The following is an 18978-nucleotide window of genomic DNA, read 5'->3' as shown; positions in this document are numbered from 1 at the left end:
TTTTTTAGCGAATATAAGACTGGATCAGACCAGTTCGTAGGTTTTCAACAGCGCCAGCGTGGCGTCCTTGTCGTTGAACATCAGCACGTCGAGAATCGACAGCCAGGGCACAAACTCGTTTTTAAACTGGGGGTACTCGGCCCGCACCGATCTGATGAAGTTGAGGGTCATGCCCGCCTGCGTAAACGTTTCTTTGTCGTAGAGCTCCATGCCGCCAATCGGGTTGATGTAGCGGGTGGCGTTTTCCTGCCGGCAGATATCCAGAATCCGTTCCTGCGCCTTCAGCTCGACGTTGTTGTAGATCGACGACGAGGCTACGAGCCGGGTAGTCAGACCCAGGTACTCGTTGATGGAGACCAGGCTGCTGTGTACCAGCTCGGCAATCGAGTCGGTGGGAACGTTGATCAGGGTTTCAGCCAGGGGCATAACGGTGGCAAACTGCGGAGCTTTCCGGTAGCCCTGTTCAATGGTTTTCAGGAGTTTGCTGCGCCACTTGGGGTCGTCGGCCAGATGCACCTCATTGATGCGTTTGTTCTGACTGGCGTCGCGCAGGGGCACCGTAAACAGGTGTTCCTGCCCGTTGATGAGGAGTCGGTTACGGTTGATCCAGCCCCGATTGATAAACGCCACATCGTCGTAAAGCACAAACGTATCGACCGCACTCATCAGCTGCATGTAGCCGATGTAGGGCAGAAAGTAAGGCTGCATGATGGCGAGGGTCATATGGGTTTGTGGTTTGACGTTTAGGGTTTAGGGTGTAACGTTCAGGGTCGTCTGTCGCAAAACCTCAGACCTCAACCGTTAACCCTGAAACCAATCATTTCAGCTTCCGCAGGTAATAATCTTCGCCGGGCACGATAACCGACTGGCGCATGGTGGTGTCGGTACCCAGCCGGATGTCGCCGGGTTGGGGTGCCAGTACGCTTTTGTCGAAAAACAGGTAGTCGGCCGACTTCGGGATTGGTTGCAGACCCTGCTCGAACGGGTTGATGGCAATAAGCCGGCGCGACAGGTGGGGGCCGTAGAGCGGGTACTCATAATCGTCGTTGATCGTGCCCAGGGCCACCGTGGCGTTTTCCGGTACCAGTTCGTCGAAGCGCTTATAAGGCGTGTAGATATCGGGCCGACCGAGGGTCATCTGCCGGATACGGTCCGACGCAAAAGCCGACGGAAAGTGATTGCCATCGGGTGCCGTCCAGGCAACGGGCAGCGCCCGCGTATTCAGAAAGACCGACATCAGGGCCGACAGACAGCCCAGCACGACCACCAGTCCTACGTAGGCCTTGCCAATGGGGTGGCCGGTTCGGGCCAGCGACAGCTTCGGACTCAGAAACAGCAGGGCCAGAAAGGGCACCGTCAGCAGTCCGGTTTCGATAAAATAACGGCCTTTGAACGGATCGTACGGGGCAGAGTACGACAGGGCCGCGAAATGCAGCAGCACCGCCACCGCCATAAACACATACGGATCGTCGAGGAAGCGGGGTGTCAACCGCAGCCAGCGTACCAGCACCAGCAGCAGCAACGGCAGCATAAGCCCGAAGCCGATGATGCCCCAGTAGGGGTTGGCATTGTAGAAAACGAACTTCCGGTCGAACGCAAACGGCTGAATGGAAAAGTCGGTTTCTTCGTCGAGCCGCATGTGCAGCTTGTTTTCGAGCCAGACCAGCGGTTCCCGCATAATGTGATTGACACGGGCACCCACCGGTACGTTGCGAATGCCGTCGAGGTTGACGTGGTCGTAGCCATAGCGTACCACGTTGCGGCTACCCTGCTCGAGCAGGTTACGCAGCGAACCCGCCCGCTCGACCGACTGGTGTTTGAGCGCCGTTGGGGGACCGATGGGGTGGCCAAATACCTCGATATTTTTGAGGTAGCCCGTCGGCAGGGTCCACAGGCCGACGCCGACCACGATGGCCCCCGCCAGCCGCAGTGTGCGCCCCACGGTGGTCGCCAGCGAGTCCGACAGGAACACGGTGTAGACCATGATCATAAATACGGCCGGCAACAGCAGGGCAAACGTGATTTTATGACCAAACGCAATACCGAACGCCATACCGGCCAGGTATAGATACCGGGCGTCGTGGGTTTCGCGGTAGGTAAAGAGCAGGTAGATCAGTACGCTCAGGTAAGCCGTCAGCACAATGTCGGTCTCGGTGGTGATGGCCTGCATCAGAAAATCGGGCAGCAGGGCGTAGGCCAGCGCGCAGAAAAAACTCGCCGACAAATTCGACTGGCCCGCCGTGATGCGGCCTATGCGCTGCACAATGCCGAAAACGGCAACGATGGCCGTCCAGTAACTCAGGTGGTGGATCAGTTTGAAGCCATTTTCGAAATGGCCCGTCATCAGAAACCCGTAAATCTGGAGCGTACAAACGCTTTTGGGATAGGTATCGATGTTCCAGTTGGTGCCGCCAAAATGCCGCATCGACCCGCGCTGCATGTACTGCATCACCCGGTTGAGGTGGCCCGTCATGCTGTCCCATTCGTTAGGCACGGTAAACAGCACCAGCAGGATATTGGTCAGGGCAATAATGGTCAGGCTCAGCAGCATAGCCGAGAACAGCAGCCGCTGATAGGTGGGCAGGGCCGTAAACCAGCGCTGGGCGGAATGCAGTCGGTCGCGCAGCAGCGCCCGTACCGCCACGGGGGGGGGAGTGCCGGCCAGCCAGCGCACGGCCATGCCGATCACGGTGGCCGTACCGAATACCGCTACCGACCAGACCAGGGCGTTGGCCGTGAGGTACATCGCCGACAAAATGAAGCCGGTCAGGATAACGCTGCCCGCGCCGAGCAGGAAGAGGATGAGCAGCCACTCGACCAGTGAAGGGCGACTGATACGGGCCGATAGCCAGCCCAGATACGCCAGAAATAGAAGGGTCAGCCCGAATTGAAAAATCGACAGCAAACTATCGGTCAGACTGGTCAGGAGCATTACGGTACCGATTGCGTTAGACATGAGCGTTCACGATGGCCGCAATCCGGTCGACATCGGCTTCCGGCAGGTCGGGGTACATGGGCAGGGCCAGCACCCGCAGCGCCACCGATTCCGACACGGGGCAGGCCTGCGCCGGACCCGCGCCCGGCGGCACGGCAAACGGCAGCGTGTTGAGCGAGGGGTAGAAATAACGCCGGGGGGTTATCTCGTGTGCTTTAAGGGCGTCGGCTACCCGCAACAGCGTTTCTTCCGACTTGAATACCACCGGATAGTAAGCGTAGTTGTAGTCGACACCGGGGGTGAGCGTGGGCCGGCTGATCTTGTCGAAATTCAGGCGGGCATCGTACCATTCGAACACCTGTTTGCGGGCCGCAATCAGGTCGGGAACCTTGGGCAGTACGCACAGGCCCATGGCCGCGTGAACTTCCGAGTTTTTGGCGTTGATACCCACGCTGTAATAATCGTCGTTGCGGTGCCCGAACGAGCGGTACCGGCGCAGGGTCAGCGCCAGATCGTCGTTGTCGGTTACAATGCAGCCGCCTTCGACACTGTGAAATACTTTGGTGGCGTGGAAACTACAGGTGCTTACATCGCCGTAGTTCAGAATGGCCTGTCCGTTGTAGCGGGCCCCAAATGTATGGGCCGCGTCGTAGATCACTTTCAGGTTGTATTTGTCGGCCAGCGCCTGAATCTCGTCGATCCGGCAGGCGTTACCGTACACGTGGGTGGCCATGATGGCCTGGGTGTTCTCGGTAATCAGCGGTTCGATTTTCTGCACGTCGATGCAGAAATCATCGGGCCGGATGTCGGCATAGACCGGCGTACAGCCTTCCCAGAGCAGCACGTTTGTGGTGGCCACGTAGGAGAACGGCGTGGTAATGACTTCTTTGGTGATGTTGAGGGCTTTGAGCGCCATCTGCAACACCACCGTACCGTTGGTACAGATGAGCAGATTGCGCACCCCCAGGTACGCCTTCATCTCGGCTTCGAGCCGTTGCAGCAGGGGGCCGTCGTTCGTCAGGTGAACCCGGTCCCAGACGCCTTTCAGCAGAGCCGTGTATTCTTCGAAGTCGGGTAAGTATGACTTGGTGACGTTGATCATAGAGAATAGTCGGTTGGCAGACAGGGTCCCGGCGATGACGATACGAAGCACCGGCTATCCGGTTCCCGCTCACTGCCACTGACAACCTATCGGCCGACGCATTAAATCGCTTCTTCGAGCATACCGATGGTGAAGGGGAACTGCGGCCGCACGTAGCCCGGCCACTTGCCATACCAGGCAATGCCTTCCCGGTAGTCTTCAACGTCGAAGGTAATGGCTTCCTCCATGTTGTAGAGTGCCGTAGCGGTATCTTTTACGATCATGACCGAGATCGTATAGGAACCATCGTTCAGAAAATACCCCGGAATCACACATTCGCCGGCAATGACGCCCCGCCCGTAGGGTTGCGACACGGTGCCGATGTTGAAAATACATTCGCCCGTCAGCGAGTTGAGGTGCATCGACAGGTTCAGGTTGGCCTTATCCATCATGTTCCAGAACTCGAAGCGCAGCTTCATGGGGGTTCGCACGTCGATGTGCGTCAGCTCATCCTGGTATTCCGGAATCAGTTCGATGCGCTTGATCCGCACCAGGTCGTTGCCGGGCGCCGACTCGGGCGTATCCCACTCGCGCAGCAGCCGCGTCCGCGATACCTTGCTGAGGTAAGTAGCAACCACCTGGTTGGTTTCGCCCTGCTCCAGCAACTGGCCACGCTCGAAATACAGCGCCTTGTTGCAGAGCGCCTGCACAGCCGTCAGGTTGTGGCTCACGAACAGAATGGTGCGCCCACTAGCCGAGTTGTCGCGCATTTTGCCCAGGCTCTTTTTCTGGAATTCGGCATCGCCCACGGCCAGTACCTCATCGACGATCATGATCTCGGGATCGAGGTGGGCCGAAATGGCAAACCCCAGCCGGACGTACATCCCCGACGAGTAGCGCTTGACGGGCGTATCGAGAAATTTCTCGACGCCGGCGAAGGCAACGATCTCATCGAACTGCTTCCGGATTTCGCTGCGGCTCATGCCCAGCAGCGACCCGTTTAGGAAGATGTTCTCGCGGCCCGTCAGCTCGGGGTGGAAACCCGTGCCCACTTCGAGCAGCGAGGCTACCCGGCCTTTGATGCGAACCGATCCGCTGGTGGGTTCGATAATCTTGCTCAGAATTTTGAGCAGCGTCGATTTGCCTGCCCCGTTGTGGCCGACAATTCCGATCCGGTCGCCCTGCTCCACCGAGAAGCTGACGTCGCGAAGCGCCCAGAATTCTTCGTGGCTAACGTCCTGCTTTTCTTTTTTGCCGCCGAACAATTGCCGGAAGTTTTCGCTCACCATATCGCGCAGGGTATTTACCCCCTTGCCCTTCTGGTGGTCGATAATGTATTGCTTACTGATGTTTTCGACAGTAATAACCGACATAATAGGCGAGTCTGGTCAACGGAGCCCGGCCAGTAGGCCCGGCCCGAGTGGGGCAGGGTACGGGTCAGACAGGCGTCGACGGTAATTAAATATCATCCACAAACGTATTCTCCCGCTTCCGGAAAAAATACACCGACATAACGAGGCAAATCAGCACCAGTACCGTTGAGATAATCAGGCTCTGGGGATTGAAGTAGGCTTTGCCGCCCAGCAGCGCCCAGCGGAACCCATCGATAATGCCCACCATGGGGTTGAGCATATAGATCGGGTACCAGCGCTCGCCCGCTACCAGCTGACTGGTGTAGGCAATGGGGCAGGCGTAGAAACCAACCTGTACGATAAACGGAATAAGCTGACCAATGTCGCGAAACTTAACGTTAATCACGGCAAAAAACAGCCCAAACGCGAAAGCCGCCAGCACCGCCAGCACGATAAACACCGGTACCAGCAGCAGGTGCCAGTCGGGAATAAACTGATACCAGATCATCAGCAGCACGAACAGCCCCAGCGATACCAGGAAGTCGAGGAAGCTGACAGCGATGGAGCTGAGCGGCATCAGCAGCCGCGGAAAATATACCTTGGTAACCAGGTTCGAATTGAGCGTAACGCTGTTGCTGATCTGGGTGAAGGCCGTCGAGAAAAATGTCCAGATCGTGATACCGGCCAGTACCATGAGTGGGTAGGGGATACCCGGATCGCCTTTCAGTTTGGCCACTTTGCTGAACACAAACACCATGATGAGCATGGTCGTGAGCGGACGGATAAGCCCCCAGGCCATACCCAGCGCCGTTTGTTTGTAGCGAACCGATACGTCGCGCATCGACAGAATCAGCAGCAGTTCGCGGTTGCGCCACAGGTCGCGCCAGTAGTGCCGCTCCGAGCGGCCCGGCTGAATAATTACCTCGTGTGTTTTCAATGAAGACTAATTTACGGTATTCCGGTATCGATATGCACAGACGTCAGCCCGGTAGAGGAGACCCGAAGGCACCACGAGCCGGGCTGACGTCTTGTTTTCTTAGGCTCCCTGCATGATGGAGCGGTACGTCTCACGCAAAAATATCACAATAAGCGCCAGCACCAACCCGAGGGCGATACCAACCTGCATACCGACGGGGGTTACTACTTCGCGGTAGAGGGGCAGCTGCACCGGCTCGATGATCGTGAAGAGCGGAGCTTCCCGAATCAGCGACAGGCGCATGTTCTCGGCGTTTTGCAGCGCCTGGTAGTAGATGGTGGTCAGGAAGGTCGAATTGCGGGTCAGCTTGTTCTGCATGATCTGGCCCTGCGCCACGACCATCTGCTGGTTCTGGTCCATATACTGGGCCAGTTTCTGCTCCGTACCATTCATGATCCGGGCAATCGAGTCGGCGCGCGAGGTCAGCAGTTCATACATCTCGCGGGTTTTCTTGGTCTGCTTCGAGCGGTAATCTTCTTCGATCGTCACGAGGTGATTCTCGATGAAGCTGGCTGCCAGCATCTCGTCTTCCATACCGCAGCGCAGTTCCATGAACGACGATTTCCGTTCGGGCTGTACCACGCCGATTTCGCTTTTCATGCGGCCGTAGATCTGCGACATCGCAACACGCTCCATCTTCGTGTATTCTGAGGGCTTCTTGGCGCGGGGGAAAGCAAAGGCCCGAAGCGAATCGCTCTTTTCCCACTCTTTGTCGCGGATGCCGCTGTGCTGAATGTAGTAGTTGACCAGCAGCGTGTCACGGCCATTGATCTTCACCGTTTTCATCAGCGTTTTTTCAACCACGGGCCGCGATTTGGCGTAGACCAGGAAGTTTTCGCCGACGAAGATGTTGGCATCGGGCGCGCCCTGTCCGATCCCGAAGGCGCCGGCCAGTGCACCCAGGTCACCCCCGAACGAACTCGATGCGCCCCCGCCCCCCAGGTTGAAGGTCATGGTGGCGGTATAAATGGGCGCTTTCTTGTTAAACTGATCGTAAATAAAGCCGATAACGGCGCCGATGCCCACCATGGCCAGCAGCAGGATCCAGTTGCGCTGCACCACCTGCTTCAGTTGAAACAGGCGCAGCACAACTGACTTGGGCGAAATCTGGTCCGGTGGCAATGGTGGTCGGGTAACCATATTGTTCGGATCGTTCGGTGTCAGGTTCGATGAATTCATGGACGAAAGAGCGTATTAGCGGTTCACGGTAGCACTCAGGGCAATCACAAGCCCGATAACCGAGAGCAGCGACGAAATGGTACCGGCGGTGGTGCTCAGGATCTGTTGTGGGGTCAGGGCTACGCTGGTTTTGCGGGGCACCACCACTTCCGAACCGGGCTCGACGCGCGGGTAGATATTAAAGAACATAAACTTGCGGGTGCGATCGACCGAGCCATTGGCGTAGACCACGAAGGCCCGCTTGCGCTGCGATTTCTCGGTAAACCCACCGGCGTTGGCAATGTAATCCTGGAAGGTCTGACCCGGGCGGTATTTCACCGTGTTGGGCAGCAGCACTTCGCCATCAACGCGTACCGTTTCGAGCAGTTTCGGAATGCGCAGAATGTCGCCTTCCTGCACCAGAATATCCTCGGCCGAGCCGGGACGCTCCAGGATGCGCTTCAGGTTGATACCGATCGATTCCGGCCGGTCGGGCGAGGGCTGCTGGATGTCGACGACCGACTTGCGGTTGTCGTCGGCCAGTTCAGCCACCGACCGCTGCTGCCGGTCGAGCTCATCGGGGCTCAGGCGCACCTGCCGTACCAGCGTGGCCCCTTCCACGTAAGCCTGTGGGGTCAGGCCACCGGCCAGCTGTACCAGATCCGAAATCTTCTGATCTTTCCGCTGAATAGCGTACGAACCCGGCATGATCACTTCGCCTTCTACGTTGGCATACGTCTGCACGAGGTAGTTGGGCGACCGGCGAATGATAACCTGATCGTAAGGCTCCAGCGCGAAGCGGTTGTTGTCGGTACCGATCGACAGATCGCGGTTGACATTGAACCGGAAGATATCGGCAACCGCAGCCGAAGCCGATTTGGGATCAACGTCTTTTTTCCGGCGGACAACTTCTACCTGCGAGGCTGCAGCCGACTCTTTCAGACCACCAGCGCGCAGCAGGGCATCGTCGAGGGTCATGTTGGCCATAAAAGGCATCTGACCGGGGCGGTTCACTTCGCCCTGGATGGTGATATTAGCCTGCTCGGCCAGATCGAACCGCGACGGAATGATGACCTGGTCTTCGCGCTGCAGCACAACGTCGGGGTCAGTGCCGGCCAGTACGTTGGCCAGGTTGACAGTGATGTTTTCGATCGCGAGGTCTTCGCGGGTCCGGATAATGGTAATGCGGCCCGTGAAGGCATCGCCCTTCAGGTCTTCAGCCAGTTTGATCAGACCACGCAGCGTTTTGCTCTGGTCGAGCGAATACTGCCCGGGGCGGAACACGGCGCCTTCGATCGTTACCTGGTTCTCGAAGCGGTCGAGCAGTTGTTCGACCGTCACCTGGTCGCCGTCCTGCATCACAAAGGTTTTGAACTCGGAGGTCGTAACGTCCACGATTTTCCGTTCGCGGTCGGTCAGGCGCTGCACTTTCACACGACCCTTGTAAGCGTTGGCGGCAAAATCGCCGGCGTAGAACAGCAAACGGTCGAGCGTCTCGCCCGGCAGCAGTTCGAAAATATTGTTGCGTTTAACCGTCCCCGTAATTTCGACCCGCTCTTTGTACGTCGTGAAGCGGATATTGTCGTTGTCCTGCAGGCGCAGGTCGTTCCGCTGGGTACCGTTGAGCAGGTAATCGTACAGGTCGAGCGTGGCTACGACCCGGTTGTTACGAATAATCTGTACGCTCCGAAACGAACCGAGTTCGTTGGGACCGCCAGCCTGGTAGATGGCGTTCATGGCCGTCGACAGCGACGAGAGCGAGTAGGTGCCGGGGCGGATAGCCTCGCCCGTTACCGTTACCCGAATGCTGCGAATGCTGCCCAGCGATACTTCCAGGAACGTGTTCTGCGGACCGTAGGATGAATTGCGCAGGCCGACAAACTTGGTGGCCAGTCGGCTCACCATGCGGGCCTTAGCCTGTTCGATGGTTAGCCCCGACACGAAAACGGGGCCGATGCCGGTGGCCTGCTTGAAGTAAACGTAACCCTCGGGCGAGACCCGCTGGGTAAAGTCGGCTTCCGAATAACCGTAGAGCTGGATGTTTAGCTGATCGTTGGGCCCCACGATGTAGTTGCGGGGGGTAGCCATCGACGTGTTGGGCTGGAACGTCGCGGCCAGGGTTGGATCGTTGAAGATAGTATAACCAAACAGCTTCCGGCGGGTTTCGTTGCGCTCCCGCACGCGGGCTGCTTCGTACCCGTCTTCGATGGCTTCCTGCGTGGTGGTAGGCTGCTGTTCGGCTTCCGTGTCGTTAATGACATTGCCGTTGGCGTCGACGGTCTGGCCGGCGGCCGGCTGCTGCACAACATTGCCGTTGGCGTCGGTAACCGTGCGGCCGGTTTGTCCGTTCTGACCTGTCTGCCCATTCTGGGTAGCGCCGGGCTGATTGGTGACCTGCGAATTGGTACGGCCGGTGTTGACATTGGTGCCGGGTACCTGGCCGCCCCGCTGCTGGATCTGCTGGCGAACAGCCGGAGGCAGGGTAGCCGGATTGATATTGCCGGGGAGCGTAGCGCCACCGGCGGGTTGTACGGTCGATCCGCTACCGGTCGAACCGCCGGTGGTGCCACCACCTGTGGTACCGCCTGTCGTTACCTGAGCCTGTCCGCTAAGCCCGGCCAGAAGCCCACCCATCAGAACAAATCCGGGGATAGCACGCAGGAAAGAAGGGAGAGAAGCGCTCGAAAAAAACTTTAGGGTGGAGATGGGGTAAATTCGCGTTTTTTGCATATTTTTAAGATGCCGAATGCAACCAGAAACGGGGACGTGATGGCCTGATGGTAACGGCATGATTGAACGCTTAGTACGTCTCATAGTTCAGCCGGCAAAGTAAACGAACTTTTATCGGATTATAAACGATTTCTTAGGCTGCGGATTTTTACGATCTTTCGCGGGCCGTCTATGACTTTTCCGAGTTACAGCAGCAGAACGCCTGGCGTTGGGCAGGTAGTGTAAGGCTACTACTATAAACCTAGTTAAAATGGCAGAAACGGCAAATCAGCCTGTACAGTACAACGAAGACAGTATCCGTTCGCTCGACTGGCGCGAACACATCCGGCTCCGGCCGGGCATGTATATTGGTAAACTCGGCGATGGCTCGGCCGCCGACGATGGCATTTACGTACTCCTCAAAGAAACCGTCGACAACTGCATCGACGAACACGTGATGGGTTTTGGTAAGGTCATCGATATCCGGGTAACCGACCACCGGGTCGAAGTACGTGACTACGGCCGGGGCATTCCGCTCGGTAAGGTGGTCGAGGTTGTATCCAAAATCAATACCGGGGGTAAATACGATTCGGGGGCGTTTCAGAAATCGGTGGGCCTGAACGGCGTTGGTACCAAGGCCGTCAATGCGCTGTCGGCTTACTTCCGGGTGCAGTCGTTCCGCGACGGGCGTACGGTCTGGGCCGAGTTTAACCGGGGTGAGCTGGTGCAGCAGGGCGACGAGCCCACCACCGAACGCAACGGCACGCTGATGTGCTTCGAACCCGACGATACGGTGTTCAAAAATTTCCACTACATCCCGCAGTACCTGGAGAACATGATCTGGAACTACTGCTACCTGAACGCCGGGCTCACTATCACGTTCAACAAGCAGAAGTACGTTTCCCAGAATGGGCTGCTCGATTTGCTGCGCGATAAAACCAAAAAAGACGAGGAGTCGCTGCGCTACCCGATCATTCACCTCAAGGGCGGTGATCTGGAGATTGCCATGACCCACGGTAATCAGTATGGCGAGGAATACTATTCCTTCGTCAACGGGCAGTACACCACGCAGGGCGGTACACACCTGCAGGCGCTGCGCGAGGCCATCGTCGACACGGTGCGGAAGCACTTCGACAAAAACTACGAAGTGGCCGATGTGCGGGCCTCGATCATTGCCGCTGTCAGTATTCGGGTGCAGGAGCCGGTCTTCGAATCGCAGACCAAAACCAAACTCGGTTCGATCAACATGTCGCCCGAGCCCAATGCGCAGTCGGTCAACTCCTTCGTCAAGGATTTTGTGAAGGAGCGGCTCGACAATTTCCTGCACATGAACCCAACCGTGCGCGATGCCCTGCGCAAACGCATTGAACAGTCGGAGCGGGAGCGTAAAGAACTGGCCGGTATCAAGAAACTGGCCAACGACCGGGCCAAAAAAGCTAGCCTGCACAACAAAAAACTGCGCGACTGCCGCAACCACCTGCCCGACCTCAAAGCCGAAGATCGCTACCAGTCGACGCTGTTCATTACCGAGGGCGACTCGGCCAGCGGATCGATCACCAAGTCGCGCAATGTGCAGACGCAGGCCGTTTTCAGCCTGCGGGGTAAGCCCCTCAACTGCTTCGGGCTGACGAAGAAAGTGGTATACGAAAACGAAGAGTTTAACCTGCTGCAGCACGCCCTCGACATCGAGGACGGGCTCGAAGGGCTGCGCTACAACCGAATCGTGATCGCTACCGACGCCGATGTCGACGGCATGCACATCCGGCTGCTGATGCTGACGTTCTTTCTCCAGTTCTTCCCCGATCTGGTGCGGAACGGGCACCTGTATATTCTGGAAACCCCGCTGTTTCGGGTGCGTAACCCGCGCAATCACAAGGAAACCACCTACTGCTACTCCGACGACGAAAAGCAATCAGCTATCGACAAGCTGATGAAAGGGGGCAAGAAAGTAGAGATCACGCGCTTCAAGGGCCTGGGCGAGATTTCGCCCGAGGAGTTTGGGCTGTTCATCGGCGAGAACATGCGCCTGGAGCCGGTGATCGTGCAGAAAGAAACATCGGTGGCCAAGCTGCTGAGTTACTATATGGGCAAGAACACACCCGACCGGCAGCGCTTTATTATCGATAACCTGCGTATCGAAAAAGACGTCGACGAAGCGGCTCTGGTCAGCTGACAACGGTCTTGGCCGACCATCAATCAGCAAGCCCTGTCTGAATCAGCCCCGATTCAGGCAGGGCTTTTTCATGTGCGCCCAACTCTGCTAATCTTCATTTTGCACAAATTTTATGAAGTATTTAACTTTATTAATAATGTAAGTATATTGGATATTTATATAAATTATAATTGGTTTTATAGTAAAAGTACAGAATAATATATTGACTTAATCGAGTAATTAATACTTTTGGTGCTGCATTAAAATCGTATTAATACACTTTGTTAGCCCAAAAGTTATGAGAAAAATTTTATTGTTGTGTTGGCTGCTGGCAGTGGGACTGACGCTGCCTGTACTGGCCCAGAACACTACGGTTAGTGGCCGGGTAACGTCTGCCGATGATGGGACGGGTTTGCCCGGTGTGAGCGTACAGATAAAGGGTACGAGTCGGGGTACCACCACCGATTCGGAAGGAAACTACCGACTCAATGCATCGTCTGGTGCGCGGCTCGTGTACAGCTTTATCGGGTATACCACGCAGGAGATCGTGTTGGGTAGCCAATCTACGGTGTCGGTACGGCTGGAAGCGAGTGCCACCGAGCTGGCCGAAGTTATCGTACCCTTTGGTGTCGCCAGGAAATCCTCGTTTACGGGCTCAGCAGGCACCGTGTCGGCTGCGCAACTAGCCGACCGACCCATTACGAATGTGATACAGGCGATTTCGGGCGCAGCGCCGGGGGTACAGACAACCGCCGGGAGTGGCCAGCCCGGAACGGCGCCTGAAATCCGGATTCGGGGATTCGGTTCGATCTCGTCGGGCAATGATCCGCTTTATGTCGTCGACGGCATCCCGTATACGGGTAGCACCGCCAACCTGAGTCCCAACGACATTGAAAGCATCACGATTCTGAAAGATGCGGCTTCGACGGCGCTCTACGGGTCGCGGGCGGCCAACGGCGTTGTGGTGGTGACGACTAAAAAGGGCCAGAAAGACCGGAGCGTGATCAACATCCGCTACACAAAGGGAATCAGCACCCGCGGCCTGCCCGAATACGACCGGGTTGGCGTGGCCGACTATTACCCGCTAATGTGGGAAATGTACCGTAACAGTATTGCCTACCGCGCCACCAACCCCGTTGCGCTGTCAACAGCGAGTCAGGATGCCACCAATCGGCTGATCAGTCTGGTCGGTTACAATGCATACAACGTACCCGACAATCAGGTGGTCGACGTGAACGGGCAGTTGAACCCCAACGCGCAGGTGCTTTATGCCCCTGATGAACTGAACTGGGAAAAGCCACTGATGCGGCAGGGCAGCCGCGACGAACTAAACGCCAGTTTTTCGGGTGGGCAAGGCAAATCAGACTATTTCATGTCGGTATCCTATCTGAATGACAAAGGCTACCTGATTCGCTCCGACTATGATCGGTTTACGGGTCGGCTGAACATCAACACCCAGATGAAACCCTGGTTCCGAACGGGGGGCAACCTGTCTGCTACGATCACCAAATCGAATCAGGCCGACGCGGATGGGAGTACTTCGTTTGTAAACCCCTTTTATTTCTCCCGCAACATTGGCCCCATCTACCCCGTCTATGCCTATAATCCGGCCAGCCCGGGCACATTCCTGACCGATGCCAATGGAAACCGGATCTGGGATCTGGGCAATCTCACGGCGCTTGGCCTGCCGGCCCGGCCTGCGTTTGGAGGGCGTCATTCGCTGGCCGAAACGCTGTTGAATCAGAACTACTTCCGCCGGAACGTGCTGAGCGCCCGTGGTTTTGCGGAAGTGACGTTTCTGAAGGATTTCAAGTTTACCGCCAACGTCGGGACCGACATTACCAATTACAACGGCTACACGTTTGGGAATACGCTGGTAGGCGATGGCGCACCGGCCGGCCGGGCGTCGCACGAGTTCCAGACCATCAACAGCTACAACCTGAACCAGCTGCTCAACTACGGCAAATCGTTTGGCAAGCATAACGTTGAGGTACTTGCCGGGCACGAAAATTTTCAGGTGCGCGACAACAACCTGGCCGGCTCGCGTTCGCAGCAGATTCTGGACGGCAACTACGAACTGGTCAATTTTACAACTACGACCAACCTGTCGTCGGTAGCGAACGTACGGCGGGTCGAAGGCTACCTGTCGCGGGTCAACTATGATTACGATCAACGCTACTTTCTGTCGGGGTCGATTCGGCGCGACGGGTCGAGCAAATTCTTTCAGGATACGCGCTGGGGTAATTTCTACTCGGTTAGTGGAGCCTGGCGACTGGATCAGGAACGATTTATCCAGTCGGTATCGGCCATTAACCTGCTGAAGTTGCGGACGTCGTACGGGCAGACGGGTAACGATGGGGCGGGCAACACGGCCGATGGTGCAGCCATTAGCTACTACGCCTGGCAACCCCTGTACGGGCTGGGCTGGAACAATGCGGCCGAAGCCGGTATTCTGCAAACGAGTCTGGGCAACACCAATCTGGAGTGGGAAACGAGCAATGCCTTCGACGTTGGTCTTGAATTCGGCTTGTTCAACAACCGGTTATCGGGGACCATCGAGTACTTCGACCGCCGGTCGTCGAACCTGATTTTTGCCGTGCCGCTGCCGCTGTCGGCGGGCATTTCCACCGTGACGCGCAACATCGGCACAATGTACAACCAAGGCATCGAACTCGAACTGGGCATCGAACCCGTCCGTACGCGGGACTTCAGCTGGCGGATCGATCTGAACGCCACCAGCCTCCGCAACCGCATTACCAAAATGCCGGATGAAAACCCCGAGATTATCGACGGTACCAAAAAACTGGCGGTCGGCCATTCGATCTACGACTACTGGCTGCGCGAATACAAAGGCGTTAATCCAACCACGGGCGAAGCCCAGTACCGGGCCGCCAGCTATGTTGCCTCGAACTCCCGGATCGTGGCCGAAACGGGCGATACGCTGACCACCAGCATCAACAATGCCCGGTATCGGTACGCTGGCACGTCGATTCCGGCCGTGTCGGGCGGCATAACCAACACGTTTCGCTACAAAGGGCTGTCGCTGTCTGCTCTGATGGTTTACCAGATTGGCGGCAAAACCTACGACGGCGCTTACGCGGCCCTGATGAGTTCGGGGGGTTACGGCAACGCGAAGCATATCGACATTCTGAACCGCTGGCGCAACCCGGGCGATATCACCGACATTCCCCGCATGGATGCTGCCCGTACGTCGGATTTCGACGGCGCTTCGGATCGCTGGCTCATCGACGCCAGCTACCTGAACCTGCGCAACATTACGCTGTCGTACAGCATCCCCAGCGTACTCGCCAAAAAAGTATTCCTACAGAACGCACAGGTCTACATCAGTGGCGAAAACGTGCTGATGCTGTCGCGACGCAAAGGCATGAACGTGCAGCAAGGCTTCAGCGGTGTTACCAGCAACGTATTCAGCCCGGCCAAAAGCTTAGTGCTGGGTGTATCCTTTACACTCTAACCCTCCGATACAGACCACTCATGAAAAAAACATACCTGACGATTGCGCTGGCAGCGGGGCTGCTGGCCGCATCGTGCAAAGAAGATTACCTGGACACTGCCCCCACGGGCAGTGTCGATGCCGCGGCTGCCTATGCCACCACCAAAAATGCAACGGCTGCCATCAACGGTATTTACCGGGCCATGGTGGTGCGCTACCTGGGCTCGCAGGGGCACTTTGGCCACCCCGCCATGATGATTATTCTGGACGTACTGGGCGAAGACGTGATTATCAGCAACACGTCCAATACCTGGCATTTGCCCGAAACCCGCTGGCAGGCGCACCGGTCCGAAACGGCCACCGGCGATCAGCTACCCTACGAGCTGTATTACCGGCTGATCGGCAACGCCAACATCGCCATCACCCGTATCGACAATGCCGCCGGCACGCCGGCCGAGCGCAACCAGATCAAAGGCGAAGCGCTCGGGCTGCGGGCTTTTTCGTACTTCAACCTGGTACAGCTTTTCGGCAAGCGGTATAACGCGGCCGTCAAGCCAAACAGTCAGCTGGCTGTGCCGCTCATTCTGGAGCCAACCACAACAGGGCAGGCCCGGGCCACTGTCGAAGAGGTATACGCCCAGATCAACCGGGACCTGACACAGGCCGCCACACTGCTGACCTCGGCCCGGTCCTATAAGTCGCACATCAACCTGGAGGTGATTCGGGGGCTCCAGGCCCGGGTGGCGCTGACGCAGGAAAACTGGACCGATGCCGCCCGGTTTGCCGCGCAGGCCCGTACGGGCTATACACTCATGACGGCGGCCCAGTATCAGGAAGGCTTTGCCGACATCGCTAACCCCGAGTGGATGTGGGGCTTCGACCACGTTGAGGACCAGACAGAGTACTTTGGCGCCTTTCACTCCTACATGTCGTGCAACTTCAACTCGACCAACATCCGCGTTACGCCCAAAGCCATCAACAGCAGGCTATACGACCAGATTCCGACAACCGATGTGCGGTCGAAACTGTGGGTCAAGGCGCCAACGGCCACCAACTCGGTGGTGCCGACGGGCGGGGTGCGGGTGGCCTACATGAACCAGAAGTTCAGACTGCCCGGCACGCCCTCGACCAGTACCATGGGCGATATTCCGTACATGCGGGTGGCCGAAATGTACCTGATCGAAGCCGAAGCGCAGGCCCGGCTGGGCAACGCGGCAGCCGCAGCCACCGCCCTGTTCGACATGGTGAGCAAGCGCGATGCTGCTTACATCAAATCGACGAAAACCGGCACCGCCTTGCTCGATGAAATTCTGTTTCATCGGCGGGTCGAACTCTGGGGCGAAGGATTCCGCTTTACCGATCTGAAACGGATGAATCTGCCCCTCAACCGCAACGGTGCCAACGTGAACACGGCCGTGGCCGTTCTGTTCGATGTGGCGCCCGGCGATAATCAATGGGAGTTTCTGATTCCACGCCGTGAAATCAACGCCAATGCCGCGATTGTCCAGAATCCGCTGTAGGGCTTGTTCGTAGTTTATGGGTTGTGGTTCGTAGTTTTGTGGACGAGCGATTGCCTTGCGCAACCGCTGTAATCCAAGACCTACGAACCACAACCGTTTTTAATGACTCTCGAATCACTCCGGAACAACATTGATACCCTGGACGACCAGTTGCTGACGCTGCTCAATCAGCGCATGGAACTGGTGCGGAAAGTGGGCGAGCTGAAACGCTCGGCGAATACGGTCATCTACCGGCCCGAACGCGAAAAGCAAATCCTCGACCGGCTGCACAGCCAGAATACGGGCCTGCTGAACCAGAGCGCCATCGAGGCCATTTTTCTGGAAATCTTTGCCGTATCGCGCAATCTCGAACTGCCCGAGCGGGTGTCGTACCTGGGTCCTGAGGGGAGTTTTACGCACCAGGCCGCCGAGAGCCGGTTTGGAGCCATGAGTGCTTACATGGCGCTGCCTACCATTCGGTCGGTGTTCGAAAGCGTCGAAACGGGCCGGGTGCGGTTTGGTGTAGTACCCATCGAAAACAACCAGGAGGGGGTAGTCAACGAAACCATCGACCTGCTGCTCGAAAAAGATTTGCGCATTGCCGCCGAGGCTCAGATTCCAGTGCACTTCACGTTTGCCACGCAGACCGAAAACCTGGCCGAAATCACCCATATCTATTCCAAAGACATTGCGTTCCGGCAGTGCAGCAAGTTTCTGAACGATTCGTTCGATGGGCTGAAGGCCGAACTGGTACCGGTCGAGTCGACGTCGAAAGCGGCTCGGCTGGCGGGGCAGCAGCCCAAAACGGCCGCCATCTGTTCGCACATTGCCGCCAAGCTGTTCGACGTGCCGGTGCTGTTCGACAACATCGAAGACTCCGACCTCAACCGGACGCGCTTCCTGATTCTGGCCAAGGATTTCGTCAATCAGCCCAGTGGTCACGACAAAACCACGCTCATTGCCCGGCTGGCCAACACGCAGTCGCCGGGGGTACTGGCGTCGTTTCTGCAGGAGTTCAACGCGCGCGGCATCAACCTGACCAAGATCGAAAGCCGCCCTCTCAAAGAAGGCGCGACTTTCCGCTACTGGTTCTTGCTCGAATGCGAAGGCCATGCCGACGATCCGGCGCTGCGCGACATTATCGGGCATTACGCCGACGAACTGAAGTTGCTGGGCAGCTACGTCCGGACGGCCTGATACCAGTGCTAGTGCGCGGTGCTGTCGGCCTGGGCCCGCTGAATTTTTTCGGCAACCCGGCGGCCGGCAGCCTCGCCCCACGCCCGGCCAATGGCCGATGACTCCTGCATGATGGCCGGCAGTTCGCGAATCGATTTCTGCCCGATGGGCGATCGGTAAAAAGCCAGCAGCGCCTTGATGTCGTCGTGGGTATAGTGCGCGTCGTAGACCGGTAGCAGCTTGTTCAGCAACTCGTTGTAGTCGATTTCCTTGTCCAGTTCAGTCCAGAAGGCCTCGGGGATCTGGGTCATGGTTTGCCGAAACTGGCCCATCATCCGCTGCATGCTCTGTTTCATCAGATCAATCGTGCCGGTGACGGCTACCAATTGCCGGATATCCTCCTGCTTGGTAGGGGCCGACTGGGCACTGCCTGCAAACGGGAGGCCGACAAGGAGCAAAACGGTAAGGACAATTGGGCGCATAAGC

The 18978-nt window shown here is 57.3% G+C and carries 12 protein-coding genes; 4 read left to right on the top strand and 8 right to left on the bottom strand.

Annotated features, from left to right (window positions below; all coding sequences use genetic code 11):
* Positions 1–24: 24 nt before the first annotated feature.
* From ACYVAC_RS10235 to ACYVAC_RS10205, 7 genes are all read right to left on the bottom strand, one after another.
* Entirely contained in the window at positions 25–723 is a 699-nt protein-coding gene (locus ACYVAC_RS10235) for a WbqC family protein (RefSeq protein WP_461097541.1), read from the bottom strand.
* A 94-nt stretch (positions 724–817) separates the two neighbouring features.
* Positions 818–2932, bottom strand: coding sequence for an ArnT family glycosyltransferase (locus ACYVAC_RS10230; RefSeq protein WP_461097604.1), 2115 nt, complete (start codon positions 2930–2932; stop codon positions 818–820).
* A 16-nt stretch (positions 2933–2948) separates the two neighbouring features.
* A complete protein-coding gene (locus ACYVAC_RS10225) occupies positions 2949–4037 on the bottom strand; it encodes a DegT/DnrJ/EryC1/StrS family aminotransferase (RefSeq protein ID WP_461097539.1) in 1089 nt (362 codons plus the stop codon).
* A 101-nt stretch (positions 4038–4138) separates the two neighbouring features.
* Positions 4139–5389 (bottom strand): ABC transporter ATP-binding protein, encoded by a 1251-nt coding sequence (locus tag ACYVAC_RS10220; RefSeq protein WP_461097537.1) that lies wholly within the window; start codon positions 5387–5389, stop codon positions 4139–4141.
* Positions 5390–5474: 85 nt separating this feature from the next.
* Positions 5475–6305: an ABC transporter permease gene (locus ACYVAC_RS10215; protein WP_461097536.1), complete on the bottom strand. Its 831-nt coding sequence runs from the start codon at positions 6303–6305 to the stop codon at positions 5475–5477.
* A gap of 99 nt (positions 6306–6404) precedes the next feature.
* Entirely contained in the window at positions 6405–7523 is a 1119-nt protein-coding gene (locus ACYVAC_RS10210) for a hypothetical protein (protein ID WP_461097535.1), read from the bottom strand.
* A gap of 15 nt (positions 7524–7538) precedes the next feature.
* Positions 7539–10136 (bottom strand): SLBB domain-containing protein, encoded by a 2598-nt coding sequence (locus tag ACYVAC_RS10205; protein WP_461097534.1) that lies wholly within the window; start codon positions 10134–10136, stop codon positions 7539–7541.
* A gap of 346 nt (positions 10137–10482) precedes the next feature.
* On the opposite strand from ACYVAC_RS10205, the gene ACYVAC_RS10200 reads away from it, so the two are divergent.
* The 4 genes from ACYVAC_RS10200 (at position 10483) to pheA (ending at position 18513) form a co-directional block, all read left to right on the top strand.
* Positions 10483–12384, top strand: coding sequence for a DNA topoisomerase IV subunit B (locus tag ACYVAC_RS10200; RefSeq protein WP_461097533.1), 1902 nt, complete (start codon positions 10483–10485; stop codon positions 12382–12384).
* Positions 12385–12661: 277 nt separating this feature from the next.
* Positions 12662–15838 (top strand): SusC/RagA family TonB-linked outer membrane protein, encoded by a 3177-nt coding sequence (locus tag ACYVAC_RS10195; protein ID WP_461097532.1) that lies wholly within the window; start codon positions 12662–12664, stop codon positions 15836–15838.
* A 20-nt stretch (positions 15839–15858) separates the two neighbouring features.
* Entirely contained in the window at positions 15859–17337 is a 1479-nt protein-coding gene (locus ACYVAC_RS10190) for a RagB/SusD family nutrient uptake outer membrane protein (protein WP_461097531.1), read from the top strand.
* A gap of 102 nt (positions 17338–17439) precedes the next feature.
* Entirely contained in the window at positions 17440–18513 is a 1074-nt protein-coding gene (pheA, locus tag ACYVAC_RS10185; protein ID WP_461097530.1) for a prephenate dehydratase, read from the top strand.
* A gap of 8 nt (positions 18514–18521) precedes the next feature.
* Here pheA and ACYVAC_RS10180 read toward each other — a convergent pair whose 3' ends face one another.
* Positions 18522–18974 carry a DUF2059 domain-containing protein gene (locus ACYVAC_RS10180; RefSeq protein WP_461097529.1) on the bottom strand — a complete coding sequence of 151 codons (453 nt, stop codon included), beginning with the start codon at positions 18972–18974 and terminating at the stop codon, positions 18522–18524.
* Between the last annotated feature and the right edge of the window lie 4 nt (positions 18975–18978).

The sequence above is a fragment of the Spirosoma luteolum genome, assembly GCF_054778875.1.
This window is presented reverse-complemented; position numbering and strand designations above follow the sequence as displayed.